We start from the raw sequence: 17872 nt of genomic DNA on the forward strand, positions 1-17872 counted from the left end.
GGTTGCCGGCCAGCGGCCGGCACTACCGGGAATCCGACCGGCCGATTCCCGATCAGGCCGCCAGCGAATCCAGGGCGGCTTCCAGTGCATCCAGGTTCGGCAGCAGCGCGCTCTGCTCACCCAGCAGCACGCGCATGTGCACGATCTGCGGCAGGGTTTCCTCGGAGGCATCGGCCAGCAGGCCATCGCGCGGCACCGAGATCAGCTGCGGGAAGTTCTGCGTCAGCAGCGCGTAGTACGGGCGCTGTGCGTTGCCGCTGAGGGCCTTCAGCACGACGACCTTGTTGTGGCCACCCACGGCTTCCTCGCCCAGGCCGGAAAGGCGCGCGAACGACACCAGCGGCACCTGCCAGCCGTGCCAGCCGATTTCGCCGACCAGCCAGCGCGGGGCGTCGGAAACCGGCTGCACCGGCACGCGCGACATCATTTCGGCCACGGTGGCATTGGGCAGCAGCACGCGCTCGTTGCCGGCCTGGATCAGGACGCCGCGGATTTCGTCATTGCTGGCATAGCTCATGGTGCCTCTCCGTTATCGTCTTCCACGCCCCAGCGCGAGGCGATGGCCTGCGCCAGTTCCTGTGGCTCACCCGCCACCATGCCAGCGGCGACCACCGCCGTGGCTGCGGCAGGGTCATAGCAGCCCTCGCCGACCTGCCCGGCCACCCAGGCACCGGCGGCGGCCAGATCCAGCGCCGGACCAACATGCGCAAGATCGGCGCCGCTGAGCAGGACCAGCGCAGTGTGGTCGGCCGGCAGCGCGGCAATCGAAATGCCCTGCGCGTCGCTGACGAAATGCAGGCCGTCACTGGCTGCCTGCACGCCGATGTCATCGGCCAGCACGTGCACTTCACCGGGTGTTGCACGCTGGCCGGCTTCAGCCAGCTGCACCGGCAACGGCGACACGCGTGCCATCTGCTTGACCAGGTTGCCGTAGCGCCCGCCATCCAGGCGCATGTGCACCAGGACCGGCACGCCCAGCGAAGACGGCAGCGCGCCGAGCAGGCGACGCAGCGCATCCGGGCCACCGATGCCGGCCAGCACCAGCAGCGATCCGGCGCGTGCGCCCACGGGCGCTGCGGCATCCAGATCGACCAGGCTCAGATGACCGGTATCGAAGGAAGGCAGCGGTACCTCCACTGCAGCGTGGTGCGAAACGGCTGCCGGGGCATCGGCCACGTCCTCGACCAGCGACCAGGCGGTGTGGTCGAAGGAGACCGGCGGCAGGGGCAGTGCTGCGGGCGCGGTCTCTGCCAGCGACGGCAGTGCGGGCGGCTCCAGCGGCTCGGGCACGACCGGCTGCAACGCCGCCAGCGCCTGTTCCAGCGCGATCGGCTCGTGCAGCTGCGCGGGCGGCGAGTACAGGCTGTCAGCGGGAACCTCGTCGGCCCAGCTCAATGCCTGGTCCAGGTGCGGCTGCAACGCTTCTTCCTGCGGCGCCGGCGGTGGTGCCGGGTGTCCCGGCTCCAGCTGCAGGCTGGGTTCTTCTTCGGCCCCCGGCGGCAACACCTGCTGGTGACCATGCAGCTTGGCGGCCAGATGACGGCCCCAGCGCTGGGCCTCCCAGCCATCACGACGTGCGGCCAGTTCGGCCTCGTCGAAGACCAGGGTCAGGCCCGGTGCGGACAACACCGCTTCCAGGCGCTCCAATGCATCTTCGATGGCGGCCTCCAGCGCGATCACCACGAACTGCGGGCGCGCCTCCTGCAGGACCCGCGCCTCCAGCGTGTTGGGGTCATCTTCCAGAACCAGCTGCACATCGGCGTGCGATAGCGCCTCGCGCAGGCGCTCACGCGCCGCGCCGGGACGGGCCAGCAGGGCAACGGCCGGAGCCGTTTGGGTTTCACTCACGGACACGGGCGATCCCCAGCAGGTCGTACACGTTACGCATCAGGTCCAGTTCCTGGTACGGCTTGCCCAGGTAACGCTGGACACCGATCTCGAAGGCGCGCTGGCGGTGCTTGTCGCCGCTGCGCGAAGTGATCATCACGATCGGCACGTCCTTGTAGCGCGGGTCGGCACGCATCGCGGTGGCGAGCTCGTAGCCATCCATGCGCGGCATCTCGATATCCAGCAGCATCAGGTCCGGCACGCGCTCTTCCAGGCGCTCCAGCGCCTCCACGCCGTCGCGGGCGACACTGACCTCGAAATTGTGGCGTTCGAGGATGCGGCCAGTGACCTTGCGCATGGTCAGCGAGTCGTCCACCACCATCACCAGCGGCACCTGGCGCTCCTGGCGCGGTGCGTTGGCCAGCACAGGCAGCGTCGGGTTGGCGAGGAAGCGGCGTACCAGCGGCGCGACGTCCAGGATCACCACCACGCGGCCATCGCCGGTGATGGTGGCGCCGTAGATGCCCGGCACCGACGCGATCTGCAGGCCGACCGGCTTGACCACGATTTCGCGGTTGCCCAGCACCTGGTCGATCGCCACGGCGGCACGCAGATCACCGGCACGGACCAGCAGCAGCGGCACCTGGTCCTGGCCATCGGCACGCGCCGGGGCCTGCCCGACCAGGCTGCCGAGGTCGTACAGCGGATAGTCTTCGCCGCTGTAGCGGTAGCTGCTGTCGGCAGCTTCGAAGCGCTCGCGCGACAGGCGGCCGATACCGCTGACCGAAGCGACGGGCACAGCGAAGGTGGTTTCGCCGATCTGCACGAACACCGCCTGGGTGACGGCCAGCGTCTGCGGCAGGCGCAGGGTGAAGCGCACGCCCTGGCCCCGCACCGACTGGATGTCGACCGAGCCACCGAGCTGGCGCACTTCGTTGCGCACCACGTCCATGCCCACGCCGCGGCCGGCCAGCTGGCTGACCTGGTCGGCGGTGGTGAAGCCGGACGCGAAGATCAGGTTGTCCAGCTCCTGCTCGTTCGGCTGCGCATCGGCGGCCAGCAGGCCACGGTCGATGGCGCGTCGGCGGATCGCTTCGCGGTCCAGGCCAGCGCCGTCATCGGCCACTTCCAGCACGATTTCCGAACCTTCGCGGTGCAGGCGGATGGCGATCTCGCCCTCCTCCGGCTTGCCGGCGGCACGGCGCTGTTCCGGCGCTTCCAGGCCATGGGCCACGGAGTTGCGCAGCATGTGTTCCAGCGGCGCGACCATGCGGTCGAGGACGTTGCGGTCCAGTTCGCCGTGGGTACCTTCCAGGGTCAGGTGGACCTGCTTGCCGGTATCCATGCCGGACTGGCGGACCACGCGGCGCAGGCGCGGCACCAGGCCATCGAACGGCACCATGCGCGCGCGCATCAGGCCATCCTGCAGCTCGGAGCTGACGCGCGACTGCTGCTGCAGCAGCGAATCGTACTGGCGCGACAGATCGTCCAGCACGCCCTGCAGGCCACCCAGGTCGGCCGCCGACTCGTTCAGCGCACGGCTGAGCTGCTGCAGGGTGGAGAAGCGGTCCAGTTCCAGCGGATCGAACTTCTGGTCGGCCTGGTCCTGCTCGCGCTGGTAGCGGGCGACGATCTGCGCCTCGGTTTCCAGGTCGAGTCGGCGCAGCTGGTCGCGCAGTCGCGCATTGGTGCGCTCCAGTTCGCCCATGGCACCACGGAAGGCACCCAGCTGCTGTTCAAGCCGCGAGCGGTAGATCGCCACTTCACCGGCATGGTTGACCAGGCGGTCGAGCAGGTCGGCGCGCACGCGCACCTGCTCCTGCTGCGGACGCGCCAGCGGGTCTTCATCGACCGCGCCCTCGGCCGGCAGCGGAGCCGACAGCGGCGCATCGACCGGTGTCGTCAGCGGGCCCGCAGCCTGTGCCGGCACGGTCTCGGCCTCGCTGGCCGCACGCGCGGCCGCAGCGGCTGCGGCGATATCGGTGGTGGTGCGGACCTCGAAGGCCTCGACCAGATCCTGCGCCGGCTCCACCACGCGGTGCGCGCCGGTGCGGGTGAGCAGCTGGTGCAGGCGGTCAAAGCCACGTTCCAGCAGCTGCACGTCGCGGCGCTCGATCTCGGTACGGCCGGCGGCCACCGCTTCCAGCAACGATTCGATGCTGTGGCCGAGGTCGCCGATTGCATTGATGCCGGCCATGCGTGCGCCACCCTTGAGGGTGTGCAGGTCACGCTGCAGGCCGGCCAGCACCTCGCGATCCTGCGGTGCATCGCGCAGTTCGCTGATCAGGCCATCACAGTGGTCGAGCAGGTCCTTGCCTTCCTCGACAAAGATATCGACCAGCTCGCGGTCGTACACGCTGAAGTCAAGTGCGTCGGCGCCGTCTTCGGCATCGGCCGCAACAGACGCCTGCTCGTGGTGCGGCGCACGGGGCGCGACGTCGGCCTCTGCGATCTCTGCATCTGCATCTGCATCGACCGTGCCCTGGCCCGGTGCGTCTTCCATTTCGAAAAAGCGCACCGCAGCAGCACTGTCCTGCGGGGCCTCCGCGGTGATCTCCTCAATCACCGTCGCCGGGGACGGCTGATCGGCGCTCTCTCCTTCACCGACCGCCGCCTCCCCGCCGACGTCCGCATCCTCGGCAAAGGCATCTGCCTCACCCGGCGCGAGTTCGCTGGCCTGGAGGCCGATCACGGGCCACTGCCCGTCGTCGTCCAGGGTCTGCTCTTCCTCGATCACGTGCAGGCCGGCCTCGAGCGCGGCTGCCAACGTGACCGGTTCTGCAAAACCCGGCACAGCCATTTCATCCTGCAGGCTCGACAGCTCGCTGTCGAGTGGCAGTGCAGCAGCGTCGTCGAAGGCGTTGTCGTCGGCCGCATCCAGATCGGAGGGCTGCAGCGTATTCAGGTCGATCGCGTCAATTTTTGCGGACGCGGGCAGCTCGTCTGTGTCGCGGTCATCGACCGGCAGCGCGCTGGCGTCGAGGTACGGCGACAGGTCGTCGGCCATGGTCAGATCAGCGTCGTCGACCGTCGCGATCGTGGGCACGGCATCTGCTTCGGCCACTTCGACAGCAGGCGCACTCTCGACCGGCTGGATCGATTCAATCGCGCCGGTGTCCGCCACGGCAGGTTCACCTTCGCCCGGCACCGACGGCCAACCGGCGTCGAAGTAACGCGAAAGATCGTCGCTGGCGGTCAGCTCGCCCACGTCCAGGCCGCTGTCGGCTGCGACGTCCAGCGGCTGCGGGTCGGTTGCAGCTGGAACCGGTTCCAGCGCATCTTCGGCAAGCAGCTGCGGCTCGGCAATGAGATCGGGCGCCGCATCGAAAGCGGACGACATGCTGGTTTCGTCCAGCGTGTCCAGCCCGGCCAGCGGCGCTTCGGCTTCGGATGCCTGCTCGACATCAGACGCCAGCTCGATGCCCTCTTCATCCTCGTCTTCCAGCGCGAACAGCGGCCAGCGCGCTTCCGGCAGCTCGCCGGCCAATGCCTGCAGCCGCTGCACCAACGCGCCTTGCGGAACAATGCGCGGCTGTTCGGCCTGCAGCGCCTCCATGGTCGCGGTGATCGCCTGCGCGGTCGCGTCCAGTGCGGCTACGCCTTCGTCGCCAGGCACCACGTCAGCGGCCAGTGCGCGCTTGATGTAGGACTCGGCACCGCCGGTGACGGCCGTGATCTCCGGCACTTCGGTCATCGCGAAGGCGCCGTTCATGGTGTGCACCGCACGCAGCAGTGCGTCGCTGACCGGCTGTGGTGCCTGCTGCGCCGAGCGCAGCCAGTCCTGCAGGGTCGCCTGGTGGACTTCGACCTCGGCCTCGAGGATCTCGCGCAGCACGCTGTCGATGTTGGCCGGGGTACCGGCGTCTTCCGCCACTGCGGTTGCATCGGCCTGCGCCGACGCAGCGGCCTCGGCTTCCAGCAGGCGGCTGATTTCGTCTTCGCCTTCGGACGCGGCCAGTGTCGCTGCCGGTGCGGCCGCAGCCGGCAACGGCACGTAGAAGGTCTCCTCGCCGGCACCGACCCGATCGGCAATGGCCTGCATCGCCTGCAGGTCCACGCTGATACGCTGGCCATGGCGCAGCGCGGCGTTCAGCTGCGGCAGCGCGGCATATGCGTTGTCGACCATCGCCAGCACCGCCGGAGTCGCCGGACGACTGCCATCGAGCACGCGGTTGAGCATGCCTTCGATCTTCCAGGCGAACTCGCCCAGGGTGCGCGCACCCACCAGGCGACCGCTGCCCTTGAGGGTGTGGAAGATGCGGCGGATCGGCCGCAGCCGGTCCATGTTGTCCAGCTGCATGCGCCATGCCGGCAGCAGCGTGCCAAGGTTGGCCAGCTCGTCGTCGAACTCTTCCAGGAACACCTCGCGGATGTCCTCGTCGATGTTCTCGGCATCGTCGTCGAAGCCGGCCTCGAAGCCGGCCTCGGTCCCTGCCACGACCGGGATGTCCGCAGTGGGCGGAGCCGCCGTAGCCTGCGGATTGAAGTCGGCCGCCGCGGCGCTCAGCTCGGCAAAGAACTGCGCGTCGGCTTCGCTGAAATCGATGGGTGCGATGGTGTCGATATCGATCACCGACACCGCCGGTGGCGGTGCATCGGAGGCCGGCGTCAGCACCTCGGCCATCGGCGCGGGCGCGTCCTCCGGCGCATCCGCCGGCACGGCGTCCACTTCGGCAACCCCAGGGCTTTCGTCCACCAGCACGGGCGTGGCGGCATCGACGATCTCCAGCGAAGGATGCAATCCGGCGTCGTCGTCCAGCGCCAGCGTCTCCATCGCATGCAGCGACAGCACGTCGTCGGCATTGTCCAGCGCATCGGCGTCGAAACGGAACACCACGTCGTCACCGGCGGCAACCACATCGTGCTCGGCAGCCACCGGGTCGAACACCGGCGCGGCAAAGGCAGCGGTGTCGAAGGGCACCGACGCATCGACGTTGTCCTCGATATCCATCACGGCCACATCGGCCACTGCCGGCGGCGTTGCCTCCGACAGCGTCCACTGCGGTGCCGGTTCCACTCTGGTTTCGGCCCGCTCGAAACTGACCGGGTCGAAGCTGGCAAAGGTCGGGCTACGCTCGTCTTCCGCACTCGCGGCCGGATCGGAGTCCGGATGGAACGGTGCGAGATCCCATTGCGGCACGTCGGGCGCAGGCGCGCTGGAGGCGGCGAAGACCAGCGGTGCATCTGCGTCGTCATGCAGCGACAGCGGTGCGGACGCAACGCTCCCCAGCGCACCGAACATCAGGCGGTTGTCCGCCACCTCCGGTGCAGGCGTGGCCGGTGGCGGATCAAAGGTAAAGTCCGGCAGCGGCACCGGCACAGTGCCGGCGGCGGGTGCGGCCGGCTGCACGGGAATCTCGATGCGCTCCGGCTGCAACGGCTCGGCCTGCAGCGCGACCGGCTCGCGGTCCACCAGCAGCGATGCGAACGGAATCGGCGCGGCGGCAACAGGTTCCACCGCGTTGCGGTCCGGCAACGGCCAATAGCGCAGCGCTTCAAGGCTGCTGCGGGTGATGTCGAGGATGTCCTCGCGGCCCGGGCGGCGGTCGCGCAGGGCTTCGAGGTAGTACTCCAGGCTGGCCATGGCATCGGCCAGGGTGTCCAGCTGGCGGCCACTGGGCACGCGCTGGCGACCGATCAGCTCGGCTTCGATGTACTGCTGCACACCGCGCAGGTAATCGGCGGCGGTGCCCAGGTCGAGCATGCGCAGTGCGCCGGACACATCGCCCAGCAGGCGCGGCACATCCTGCAGCTCGGCATGGTTCCAGCTGGTTTCAATGAACGCGACGAAGTGCTCGCGGGCGGCGGCGAAGTTGGCGATGGCCTCATGCGCCAGCACCTCTACCGTGCGGCGGTTCTCCACCGCGCTCGGATCGTCCTCGCCACTGCCGCCGGCGCCCAGATGGGCAACCTGGTCGTCCAGCGAGGCATCCACGTAGAGCAGTGCCCCGGCGATATCCAGCAGCAGGTTCTCGTCGATCTGCTGGCGGCCTTCGACCACGCCTCGCAGTGCATCACGCTGCTGCACGACCACGCCGCGGGCAACGCCCAGGCCCATCATGCCCAGCGTATCGGCCACCGCACCGAGCTCGTTGGCCTGGGTCTGCAGCTGCTCCGGCGCGCCGCCGGTACGCAGGTGCAGGTCCAGCGCATCCTTGATGCGCAGCAGTTCTTCCTTCACCGCACTGCCCACGGTATCGAGCAACTCGCGGTTGCGCCCGCTCAGGCTGCCGCGGGCATGGTCCAGCTCGGCCTCGGTGGCGGTGACGCTGTCCGGTGCGAATGCCAGCAGCACGCTGTCATGCACGCCCTCTTCGCCACGCGCGGCACGGATCTCGTTGAGCAGCGGCATCAGCACGATCGGGATGTCGCGGTGACCGTTCTGCAGGCGCTCCAGGTAATCGGGCAGCAGCACGCTGCCACGCATCAGGGTCGCGCAGGCTTCATCCCGATCGGCCACGCCACCGGCGCCGATGGCATTGGCCAGCTGTTCAAGCTCCTCGGCCACCATCGCCGGGGCGTACAGCTCGACCATGCGCAGGGTGCCCTGCACCTGGTGCAGGTAGCCGGCGCAGATGCGCATGCGGCTGGCATCGGTCGGGTCTTCCGCGTAGTACTCGACCTCGTTGCGTACCTGGCGCAGGGTCTCGTCCAGCTCGGGCTTGACCCAGCCCAGCGCTGCGTGGCTCATCGCATCGCGCAGACTGCTCATGGACGCGCTCCGTTCGCCGCCGCGCGGAAGCCGCGCGAGTTCTGGCGTGGGGAATGGAAATGCTTCATCGACTGGTTCCTTGCTCGCCGCCCTGCCCGCGTCACGCCGGCAGCTTGAAGTCGGCGACCGAACGACGCAGGTCGGCCGCCAGCTGCGCGAGGTGGCCGATCGATTCGGCGGTCTGCCCGGCACCCTGCGAGGTCTGGCCGGTGATCTGCCGGATCACGCCCATGGTGCGGGTGATGTCCGAGGCCGCAGCCGACTGCTGCTGGGCGGCGATGGAGATGTTCTTGATGAGGGTGTTCAGTGCATTGGACACGCGCTCGATTTCGGTCAGCGCGGTGCCGGCGTCTTCGGCCAGGCGTGCACCGGACACCACTTCGGCGGTGGTCTGCTCCATCGACGTGACCGCCTCGTTGGTATCGGCCTGAATCGCCTGCACCAGGTTCTCGATGCGTCGGGTCGCGCCGGAGGTACGTTCTGCCAGGCGTTGCACTTCGTCGGCCACGACCGCGAAACCGCGACCCGCTTCACCGGCCGAAGCCGCCTGGACCGCTGCGTTCAACGCCAGGATGTTGGTCTGTTCGGAAATGTCGTTGATCAGTTCCACGATCGAGCCGATTTCCTGCGACGACTCACCCAGGCGCTTGATGCGCTTGGAGGTTTCCTGGATCTGGTCACGGATCTGGTCCATGCCCTGGATGGTCTCGCGCACCACGCCGGCACCTTCGGCGGCGATCACCACCGAACGCTGTGCCACGTCGGCCGACTCCGCCGAGTTGCGCGACACCTGTTCGATGCTCGCCGCGATTTCGCCGATGCGGTCCGACGCCGAGGTGATCTGGTTGGCCTGGTGGCCCGCCGCCTCTGCCAGCTGCATGGCGGTGGCCTGGGTTTCCTGGGTGGACAGCGCGACCTTGGCCGAGGTGTCGTTGATGGTGGTCACCAGGTGGCGCAGCTCGTCGACCGCGTAATTGATTGCGTCTGCGATGGCGCCGGTCATGTCCTCGGTCACCGAGGCCTTCACCGTCAGGTCGCCCTCACCCAGCGAGGAGATTTCGTCCAGCAGCCGCATGATCGCCTGCTGGTTGCGGCTGTTGAATTCCACCTGGGTCTGGTAGCGCAGTTCCTGCTCGCGCGAGCGGCTGCGCACGTTGGTGGAGACGAAGCCGATGATCGCGATCAGCGACAGCGCACCGGACACCACGCCGATCCAGAAGTTCGGGAACAGGCGGGTATCGGACACCGAGCCGAACGAGGAGAACGCCTCGAACAGCTTGCGGCTGTCGTCCAGCATGTGCGCCGAACCCTGGCCCAGTGCGGTGGCCGCCGACTGCGCGGCGAACAGCTGGCGCGAGCTGGCCAGGATCGCGTCGGCGTCCTGCTTCATCGCTTCCCACTTCTGCTGCGACTGCTCCAGCGCGGCCACGGCGGCAGCACCGCGCACAGCAGTGATACCCAGTTCCTCGTTGCCGTTGCGCAGGCCGTCGAGCACCTGCGAGAACACGGTGATGTCGCGGGCCAGTGCATCGCCCGAGGTGGCAGCGCCGCTGCCACCGGCACGCATTTCGGTCACGCGACGGGCCATGGAGCCGGCCACCACCACCTGCTGCAGGGCGCTGTACACCTGCGACGACGGCGCGCCGGAGGCGGACATCGCACGCACCAGCTCGTTCAGCTGGGCCTGCAGGCCCGGTACGGCGCCGGTGAAGTTGTTGGCGTTGCCGGCCAGGGCCAGCACCGCCGGTTCACTGGCGACCAGCTGCCCGGCCTGCTTGCCCAGCGGCGCCCAGGTCTCGGCCAAGGTGGCGATCGCACCGGACACGCCCGGCTCCTTGCCGTAGCGCCCCTGCAGGGTCGACACGTTCTGTTCGATCGCGTTGCGGGTCGCCTTGAAAGCGGTGAACGCCTGCGCGTTGCCGCCCACCGCGTCACGGCCCTGGTTGGCCAGCTGCTGTGACAGCACCTGCAGGTCGGCCGCCTTGGAACCGGCATCGGCCAGGCGACTGCCCTGCCAGGTGGCGACGCCGGTGTTGACGCCGAACAGGATCATCGATGCCAGCAGCAGGAACAGCCAGAGGTTGCTGCCGCCCAGCCGCAGCTTGCCGGTCTTGGTGGCGTCCGAAGCAGTACTCATCGTTCAACCTCGATCTTCAATGCAGGGGGCGATGCCCGGCCTCAGGCCGCGGCTTGCCGGAATTCAGGGGTACGCGACAGCAGCGAGAGGGAGAACACGCCCCAGTCGTGGCCGTCGGCGTGGAAAGCGCGATCGACGAAGTGGCCGTAACGCCCTTCGGCCAGCGTGCCGGCCGCGATCTGCTGGTCCAGTTCGAAGCTGCGCTGGCCGAACAGTTCATCGATGGTCAGGGCGACGTCGCCGCCGGCCTGGCGCATGATCAGCACGCGCTGGCCTTCCTGCTGCACGGTACGCGTGCCTTCCAGGAAGTACTTCAGGTCGACCACCGGGAACAGGTTGCCGCGCAGGTTGCCCACGCCCAGCAGCCACGGCTGCGCGCACGGCACCGGGGTCACCGGCGGCATCGGCACGATTTCCACCACTTCGCGGAAATCGGACACCAGCCGGCGCTGGCCGACGCGGTAACCCACGCCACGCCAGAGGTCCTGGGCGAACTGCCGCTCGGGCAGCTGCACCGCATGGGCCAGGCTGCGCCGTTCGTAGGCTTCGAGAATGTCGAAGGGCGAGCGCATCAGGCCACCAGTTCGTTGATCCGCGCGATCAGTTCATCCTCACGCGGCGGCTTGACGATGTAATCGGCCGCGCCCTGGCGCAGGCCCCATGCCTTGTCGGTTTCCATCGCCTTGGTGCTGACGATGATCACCGGGATGTGCTTGATCGCCGCATCACGGGCCATCGCGCGGGTGGCCTGGAAGCCGCTCATGCCGGGCAGGACCACGTCCATCAGCACCAGCTGCGGTACCTGGTCGCGGACCAGCTGCAGTCCATCCTCGGCGTTGTCCGCTTCCAGCACCTCGTGGCCGGCACGGCGCAGCCACTGGGTGAACACCGCGCGGTCGGTCGGTGAATCCTCGATCAGAACGATACGAGCCATTGTGCCTTTCCCCCCTGGTCAGGCGTTGACGTATGTGCGGATGGCACCCAGCAGTTCTTCACGCGTGAAAGGCTTCGTCAGGTACTGCTCCGAGCCGACGATGCGTCCCCGCGCCTTGTCGAACAGGCCATCCTTGGACGAGAGCATGATGACCGGGGTCGCCTTGAACAGCTGGTTGCCCTTGATCAGCGCACAGGTCTGGTACCCGTCCAGGCGCGGCATCATGATGTCGACGAAGATGATCTGCGGTTGCTGGTCTGCGATCTTCGCAAGCGCTTCGAAGCCGTCGGTGGCGGTGACCACCTCGCAGCCTTCGCGCTTGAGCAGCGTTTCCGCAGTCCTGCGGATGGTCTTCGAATCATCGATGACCATCACCCGGAGTCCTGCGAGTTCCCCGCCCGCAGTCGTGTTTTCAGTCATTGCCTATCCCCAAGCGCACGGCCCGATCTCTGGCGGGGGCCGCTACGAAAGCGTATCTATATCGCACTTTCCGCGCCCGCTTCAAGGCCGCCCCATGGCGCGGGGCATGGCACCCTCCTGAACGTGACGGGTTTCGCAATGAGTGCGCGAGCGCCGGGCGGACGCTGCGTTGCAGTACGGCGGGGAGGCGCGCGAGCGGCGTTGCCGCTACCATCAACGCCTTGCCTGACAGGTGCGCCCATGCCGTTGAACGTCATCGTGGTGATGGATCCCATCGCCCACATCAAGATCGCCAAGGACACCACCTTCGCCATGCTGCTGGAAGCCCAGCGCCGCGGCCATGCCCTGCACTATGTGCGCCCGGGCGGCCTGGCCCTGGAGGGTGGCGTAGCGGTGGCCCAGACCGCGCCGCTGCAGGTGCGCGACGACCCGGCCGGCTGGTATGAGCTGGGCGCATTCAGCCGCACCGAATTTGGCCCCGGCCAGATCGTGCTGATGCGCAAGGACCCGCCGGTCGACGCCGAATACATCTACGACACCCAGGTGCTGGACGTGGCCGCAGCGGCCGGCGCCTGCGTGGTCAACAACCCGCAGGGCCTGCGCGACTACAACGAGAAACTGGCAGCGCTGCTGTTCCCGCAGTGCTGCCCGCCGACCCTGGTCAGCCGCGACGCCAAGGCCTTGAAGGCCTTCGCGCTGGAACACGGCCAGGCCGTACTGAAGCCGCTGGACGGCATGGGCGGCCGCTCGATCTTCCGCAGCGGCCAGGGCGATCCGAACCTGAACGTGATCCTGGAAACGCTGACCGACGGCGGCCACAGGATGGCGCTGGCCCAGAAGTTCATTCCCGACATCACCGCCGGCGACAAGCGCATCCTGCTGGTCGATGGCGAACCGGTCGACTACTGCCTGGCGCGCATCCCGCAGGGCGATGAATTCCGCGGCAACCTTGCCGCCGGCGGCCGCGGCGAAGGCCGCCCGCTGAGCGAGCGCGACCGCTGGATCGCCGCCCAGGTCGGCCCGGAGATGAAGCGTCGTGGCATGCGTTTCGTCGGCCTGGACGTGATCGGCGACTACCTGACCGAGGTCAACGTGACCAGCCCGACCTGCGTGCGCGAACTGGATGCACAGTACGGCCTGAACATCGCCGGCACCCTGTTCGACGCGCTCGAGGCCGGCCTGCGCTGATGCCGTCCGCACCTGCCGTCCTGCCCCCGCCGCCGCGCGAAGCGCAACGGCTGGGGGCGACCATCGCGCTGTCTGTGCTGGTCCACGCCCTGCTGATCCTGGGCGTGGGCTTTGCCGTGAAGGGCGATGCACCGCTGGTGCCGACGCTGGAAGTGATCTTCAGCCAGACCCGCACCGCGCTGACGCCGAAGCAGGCTGATTTCCTGGCCGCGGCCAACCAGGAAGGCGGTGGCGAGCACGACCGCGCACAGCGTCCGCGCGACAACCAGGCCGGTATCGTGCCGCAGGCCCAGTCCGGAATCAGCCCGGTGCCACAGCAGCAGCAATCGGCCGCGCCGGTTCCGCCGCCGCAGGCACGGGTGGTCAGCAGCCGCAATGGCCAAGAGGTGGTCGCGCAGGCGCAGTCCCGGCCCACGCCGGATCAGCCCGAACCGGACGCACCGCTGAGCGCGCGCGAGCAGCGCGATGTGGAAATGGCCCGACTGGCCGCCGAAGTCCATCTGCGCTCGGCGCAGTACGCCAAGCGCCCGAACCGCAAGTTCGTGTCGGCCAGCACGCGCGAATATGCCTATGCCAATTACCTGCGTGCCTGGGTCGATCGCGCCGAGCGCGTAGGCAACCTGAATTACCCGGACGAGGCGCGGCAGCGCCGGCTGGGCGGCCAGGTGGTGATCAGTGTGGGCGTGCGCCGCGATGGTAGCGTGGAGAGCAGCCGGATCCTGCGTTCGAGCGGGACGCCGCTGCTGGATGAGGCGGCACTGCGGGTGGTGAAGCTGGCGCAGCCGTTCCCGCCGTTGCCGAAGACTGAAGACGAGATCGACATCCTGCAGGTCACCCGCACGTGGGTGTTCCTGCCGGGCGGCACCCTGCACGACGACCGGTAGGGTTTTGATGCCCGGGCCTGCGGCCCGGGACCCGCTGGACGTCAACGTCAACGTCAAAAGCGGCGGTTGGGCTTTGAGTTTGGCGGGGCGGTGTGGGCTTGCAGGACACGCCGTAAACCCATCCATGGGGGCTCGATGGCGCCATCCATGGCGCCAACGGTCCTGCAAGCCCACACCGCCCCACCTCTGACAGATCCCGGCGCATCGCGTCCCGCTCCGCTGTTGGTAGGTGTCGACCTTGGTCGACACACATCCACGCTATGCGTGGATGCGAGCGAAGCGACCCGCTTTTGACTTTGATTTTCTTTTGATTTTCCGTGGCGGACACACACGGAAACTGTCAGAGGCCGGGCGGGTGGGCTGCGCAGGGGCGTGAGCCGCATGGGCCCGAGGCATGCGTCGGGCGGGTTGGGCAGGACGCCCAACCCCGGTCTTGCCGTGTGCGCAGGACAGCGCACACGAGCAAGCGGCGACCGAGCTTACATGGACGTACTTGCAGCGCCCCCTGCGCAGCCCACCCGCCCGGCCAAACCACGGCTTTTGATCTACGCGACCAACCCCGCCACGAGGGGCTCAGCCGTTGGCCTTCGCCTTCGCCTCGCGCGCGGCCTGCTGCTCGACCAGGGTCAGTGCCACGTTGTCGCGCAGGTACGCCGGCTCGACCTTCTCCGGTGCAATGGCTTCGCCGCGAGCGAACGCCGGTACCGCCAGTGCCAATACATCCGATGCCCGAGGCAGCGCCGTCGCATCAAAGCCGCGCAGGCCGTTGCCCAGCTGGGTCACCAGTGCCCCCTCGGCTGCACCGAAACCGGTGCCGACACCGTAGGCCGACATCCCTTCCGGCAGCGCAACCGCAGCGGGTGCGCACACGCGCTCGGCATCACGTGCCACCGGCAGGCCGTCTACACGTTCGAAGCGCGCGACATACAGCTCGCCCATCCGTGCATCGATCGCCGACAGGATCTGCGTTTCTTCTGCCGGTGCCCGCAGCGCCAGCACCTGCAGCGTCGAGACCGGAAACAGCGGGCGGTCCAGGGCCAGTGCGATGCCCTGGGCAATCGCGATCGCCAGGCGCACGCCGGTGAACGCACCGGGGCCACGGCTGAGCGCAATGCCGTCCAGCTGGCGGCGGCTGATGCCGGCTTCGGCCAGCAGCGCCTCGGCCCACGGCAGGCTCAGTTCGGCATGCCGGCGCGGGGCGATCTCGAAGCGTTCCAGCACCTGCCCATCGACATGCAGGGCAACGGAACAGGCTTCGGTGGCGGTTTCAAAGGCAAGCAGTTTCATCGGATCGGGTCAGAACAGGGGGAACGTGGCACCGGGCGCCGGCTCGGGGCCGGTCGCAACAGCGGCCGGGGCAGCCGCATCATCGGCCACGGGCGCCCATTGTGGCGTAAAGAAGGCCTGCACATCGGCCAGGCTGCGGGTACGGCGGAACGGCGGCAGTGAATCGAGGAAGACCCGACCATAGCCACGGTTGAGCAGGCGCGGATCGCACAACACCAACACACCACGGTCGCTCTCGCTGCGGATCAGGCGGCCGACGCCCTGTTTCAGCGCAATCACCGCCTGCGGCAGCTGCTCATCGCGGAACGGATTGCCGCCCTGGCTGCGGATCGCCTCCAGCCGTGCCTCGTACACCGGATCGTCCGGTGCCGCGAACGGCAGCTTGTCGATCATCACCACGCTCAGCGCCTCGCCCACCACGTCCACGCCCTCGCGGAAACTGGCCGAGCCCAGCAGCACGCCATTGCCCGATTCCCGGAAGCGTTGCAGCAGCGTCGCGCGCGGTGCCTCGCCCTGCACGAACAACGGCCAAGGCCCATCACGCAGTGCCTCGGCGGCCTCGCGCAGTGCACGGTGCGAGGCGAACAACAGGAATGCCCTGCCCTGCGACGCCTGCAACACAGGCCGCAGGGTCTGGATCAACGCGGTACCGAAGCCCCGCGCGGCCGGATCAGGCAGGCCTTCAGGCAGGTAGCACAATGCCTGCTCGGGCCAATTGAATGGACTCGGCTGGACCAGCGTGTGCGGATCGTCCAGGCCCAGACGGGTGGCGATGTGGTCGAAGCCACCGCCCACGGTCAGCGTCGCCGAGGTGAAGATCCATGCCGCGCGACTGCGCTCGCGATGCTCGCGCAGCGGGCCGGACACATCCATCGGCGTGCGCTGGCAGCGGAAGCCACGCGGTGTGAGCTCGTACCAGAGCACATCAGCGGCAGTGGCTGTGTCCGCCGGATCGGTATCGAAGTCGAGGGTGGGCTCATCATCGCCCAGCCAACGGCTGAGCCGCGAGACCGCCTCACGCGCCCGCGCATGGCAGGCATCCAGGCCCGCCGCGGCTTCGCGCAGCGGCTGCAGTGCCTGCTCCAGGGTCACCAACCCCGCCATCACCGTATCGAATCCGTCGCGCACCTGCGGCATCGCCAGCGCGCGCCATTGCGTGCCACGCGGCGGCAGTCCCTCCATCGCCGAACGCAGTATCAACAACGCCTGCTGCAACTGGTCGACCGGTTCCTGCAGCGCCGACTGTGCGCCCCCCACGCCACGCGCTTCGGCCAGGCAGTCGCGGCCCAGTTCCTGCCACGGGCGCATGCCGAAACCTTCGCCAAAGAACTGCGCGGCCAGTTCGGGCAGCTGGTGTGCCTCGTCGATGACGAAGGCCTGCGCCCCCGGCAGCAATTCACCGAAACCATCCTGCTTCAGTGCCAGATCGGCCAGCAGCAGGTGATGGTTGACCACGACCACATCGGCGGCCTGCGCACGCTGCCGCGCGCGCACCACGAAGCAGTCATCCCAGAATGGGCAGTCGGTACCCAGGCAGTTGTCGACCGTGGAAGTGACCATCGGCAGCAGCGGCGAATCATCGGCCAGGCCTTCCAGTTCGGCGATGTCACCGAACTCCGAACGACCGGACCAGGCCAGGATCCGCTGGAACTGCGCGGCCTGTTCGGGGCTGGAAAAACGCGGCTCTCCCCGCGCCTGCTGCAGGCGATAGCGGCACAGGTAGTTCGCGCGTCCCTTCAGCAGCGCACTGCGCAGGCCGGCACCGAGTGCCTGGCGCACCCGTGGCAGATCGCGGTGGTAGAGCTGGTCCTGCAACGCGCGGGTACCGGTGGAGATGATGGTGCGCAGCCCGGACAGCAGCACCGGCACCAGGTAGGCAAACGTCTTGCCGGTGCCGGTACCGGCCTCGGCCAGCAGCAGGTCTCGCTGCTGCAGCGCATCGGCGATGGCTTCAGTCAGGTGCAGCTGTGCCGGACGCGGGACGAATGCATCCAGGTGCGAGGCGAGCGCGCCGCCGTCGCTGAGGGCTTCGCGGCTGGCATGGACAAGGTCGGACATCAGAGGGAAAGGATACCCGGCCGGGCGCTGCCCGGCACCCGTTTCAAGCCGGAGCACCGGCAACGGCAACAGCAACAGCGGTGTTCATGGCTCTGGGTTGCTGCGTGCTGGGCGGGGCGGGAGGGACAGGCAGGACACGCCGTAAACCCATCCCTGGGGGCTCGATGGCGCCATCCATGGCGCCAACGGTCCTGCCTGCCCCTCCCGCCCCACCTTCGACAGTTTCCCGGTGACGGAGGCACGCGCTTCGTAGAGTCGAGCTTGATCGACTGGCAGTTCAGAAGCGGTAGGAAGAACGGGGGAACGAGATGGACTACCGCGAGCGCGCGCAGCGTGCGACCCGCTTTTGATTTTCTTTTTCTCTTCCGTGGCTGGCAGCACACGGAAACTGTCAGAGGCCGGGCGGGGTGGGTTCGCGGGGGTGT

General features: G+C 68.3%; 11 protein-coding genes. 2 read left to right on the plus strand and 9 right to left on the minus strand.

What is annotated here, in order from left to right; translation table 11 throughout:
• Positions 1-52: 52 nt before the first annotated feature.
• The 7 genes from AC13GF_RS12165 to pilG all read right to left on the minus strand — a co-directional run bounded on the left by AC13GF_RS12165 (position 53) and on the right by pilG (position 12030).
• Positions 53-517, minus strand: coding sequence for a chemotaxis protein CheW (locus tag AC13GF_RS12165; protein ID WP_005410712.1), 465 nt, complete (start codon positions 515-517; stop codon positions 53-55).
• Positions 514-1854 (minus strand): chemotaxis protein CheB, encoded by a 1341-nt coding sequence (locus AC13GF_RS12170; RefSeq protein WP_483004774.1) that lies wholly within the window; start codon positions 1852-1854, stop codon positions 514-516. Before AC13GF_RS12170 ends, AC13GF_RS12165 begins: the two co-directional genes overlap by 4 nt.
• Entirely contained in the window at positions 1841-8539 is a 6699-nt protein-coding gene (locus AC13GF_RS12175) for an Hpt domain-containing protein (protein WP_483004775.1), read from the minus strand. The genes AC13GF_RS12170 and AC13GF_RS12175 overlap by 14 nt, the downstream gene beginning before the upstream one ends.
• A gap of 100 nt (positions 8540-8639) precedes the next feature.
• Positions 8640-10676 carry a methyl-accepting chemotaxis protein gene (locus AC13GF_RS12180; RefSeq protein WP_483004776.1) on the minus strand — a complete coding sequence of 679 codons (2037 nt, stop codon included), beginning with the start codon at positions 10674-10676 and terminating at the stop codon, positions 8640-8642.
• A gap of 41 nt (positions 10677-10717) precedes the next feature.
• Positions 10718-11248 carry a chemotaxis protein CheW gene (locus AC13GF_RS12185; protein WP_005410716.1) on the minus strand — a complete coding sequence of 177 codons (531 nt, stop codon included), beginning with the start codon at positions 11246-11248 and terminating at the stop codon, positions 10718-10720.
• Entirely contained in the window at positions 11248-11610 is a 363-nt protein-coding gene (locus AC13GF_RS12190) for a response regulator (RefSeq protein ID WP_005410717.1), read from the minus strand. Before AC13GF_RS12190 ends, AC13GF_RS12185 begins: the two co-directional genes overlap by 1 nt.
• Positions 11611-11628: 18 nt before the next feature.
• Positions 11629-12030, minus strand: a complete 402-nt coding sequence (pilG, locus tag AC13GF_RS12195) for a twitching motility response regulator PilG (protein WP_005418455.1) — start codon at positions 12028-12030, stop codon at positions 11629-11631.
• A 240-nt stretch (positions 12031-12270) separates the two neighbouring features.
• Here pilG and gshB point away from each other — a divergent pair, with 240 nt between their 5' ends.
• Together gshB and AC13GF_RS12205 are read left to right on the plus strand one after the other, a co-directional pair.
• On the plus strand, positions 12271-13218 hold the full coding sequence (gene gshB / locus AC13GF_RS12200) for a glutathione synthase (protein WP_012511876.1): 948 nt from the start codon (positions 12271-12273) through the stop codon (positions 13216-13218).
• A complete protein-coding gene (locus tag AC13GF_RS12205) occupies positions 13218-14102 on the plus strand; it encodes an energy transducer TonB family protein (RefSeq protein ID WP_154264215.1) in 885 nt (294 codons plus the stop codon). The genes gshB and AC13GF_RS12205 overlap by 1 nt, the downstream gene beginning before the upstream one ends.
• A gap of 573 nt (positions 14103-14675) precedes the next feature.
• Here the strand turns inward: AC13GF_RS12205 and tsaB are convergent.
• On the minus strand, positions 14676-15389 hold the full coding sequence (tsaB, locus tag AC13GF_RS12210) for a tRNA (adenosine(37)-N6)-threonylcarbamoyltransferase complex dimerization subunit type 1 TsaB (RefSeq protein ID WP_483004777.1): 714 nt from the start codon (positions 15387-15389) through the stop codon (positions 14676-14678).
• Between the two features lie 9 nt (positions 15390-15398).
• Positions 15399-17447 (minus strand): DNA repair helicase YoaA, encoded by a 2049-nt coding sequence (gene yoaA, locus AC13GF_RS12215; protein WP_483004778.1) that lies wholly within the window; start codon positions 17445-17447, stop codon positions 15399-15401.
• Between the last annotated feature and the right edge of the window lie 425 nt (positions 17448-17872).

Source organism: Stenotrophomonas sp. 22LJNL06-5-1 (genome assembly GCF_056861455.1).

Bases quoted from the DNA above. Each gene is read 5' to 3' on its own strand.
- yoaA (WP_483004778.1), bottom strand. From the start codon at position 17,447: ATGTCCGACCTTGTCCATGCCAGCCGCGAAGCCCTCAGCGACGGCGGC.
- AC13GF_RS12180 (WP_483004776.1), bottom strand. From the start codon at position 10,676: ATGAGTACTGCTTCGGACGCCACCAAGACCGGCAAGCTGCGGCTGGGC.
- AC13GF_RS12205 (WP_154264215.1), top strand. From the start codon at position 13,218: ATGCCGTCCGCACCTGCCGTCCTGCCCCCGCCGCCGCGCGAAGCGCAA.
- pilG (WP_005418455.1), bottom strand. From the start codon at position 12,030: ATGACTGAAAACACGACTGCGGGCGGGGAACTCGCAGGACTCCGGGTG.
- gshB (WP_012511876.1), top strand. From the start codon at position 12,271: ATGCCGTTGAACGTCATCGTGGTGATGGATCCCATCGCCCACATCAAG.
- AC13GF_RS12175 (WP_483004775.1), bottom strand. From the start codon at position 8,539: ATGAGCAGTCTGCGCGATGCGATGAGCCACGCAGCGCTGGGCTGGGTC.
- AC13GF_RS12190 (WP_005410717.1), bottom strand. From the start codon at position 11,610: ATGGCTCGTATCGTTCTGATCGAGGATTCACCGACCGACCGCGCGGTG.
- tsaB (WP_483004777.1), bottom strand. From the start codon at position 15,389: ATGAAACTGCTTGCCTTTGAAACCGCCACCGAAGCCTGTTCCGTTGCC.
- AC13GF_RS12185 (WP_005410716.1), bottom strand. From the start codon at position 11,248: ATGCGCTCGCCCTTCGACATTCTCGAAGCCTACGAACGGCGCAGCCTG.
- AC13GF_RS12165 (WP_005410712.1), bottom strand. From the start codon at position 517: ATGAGCTATGCCAGCAATGACGAAATCCGCGGCGTCCTGATCCAGGCC.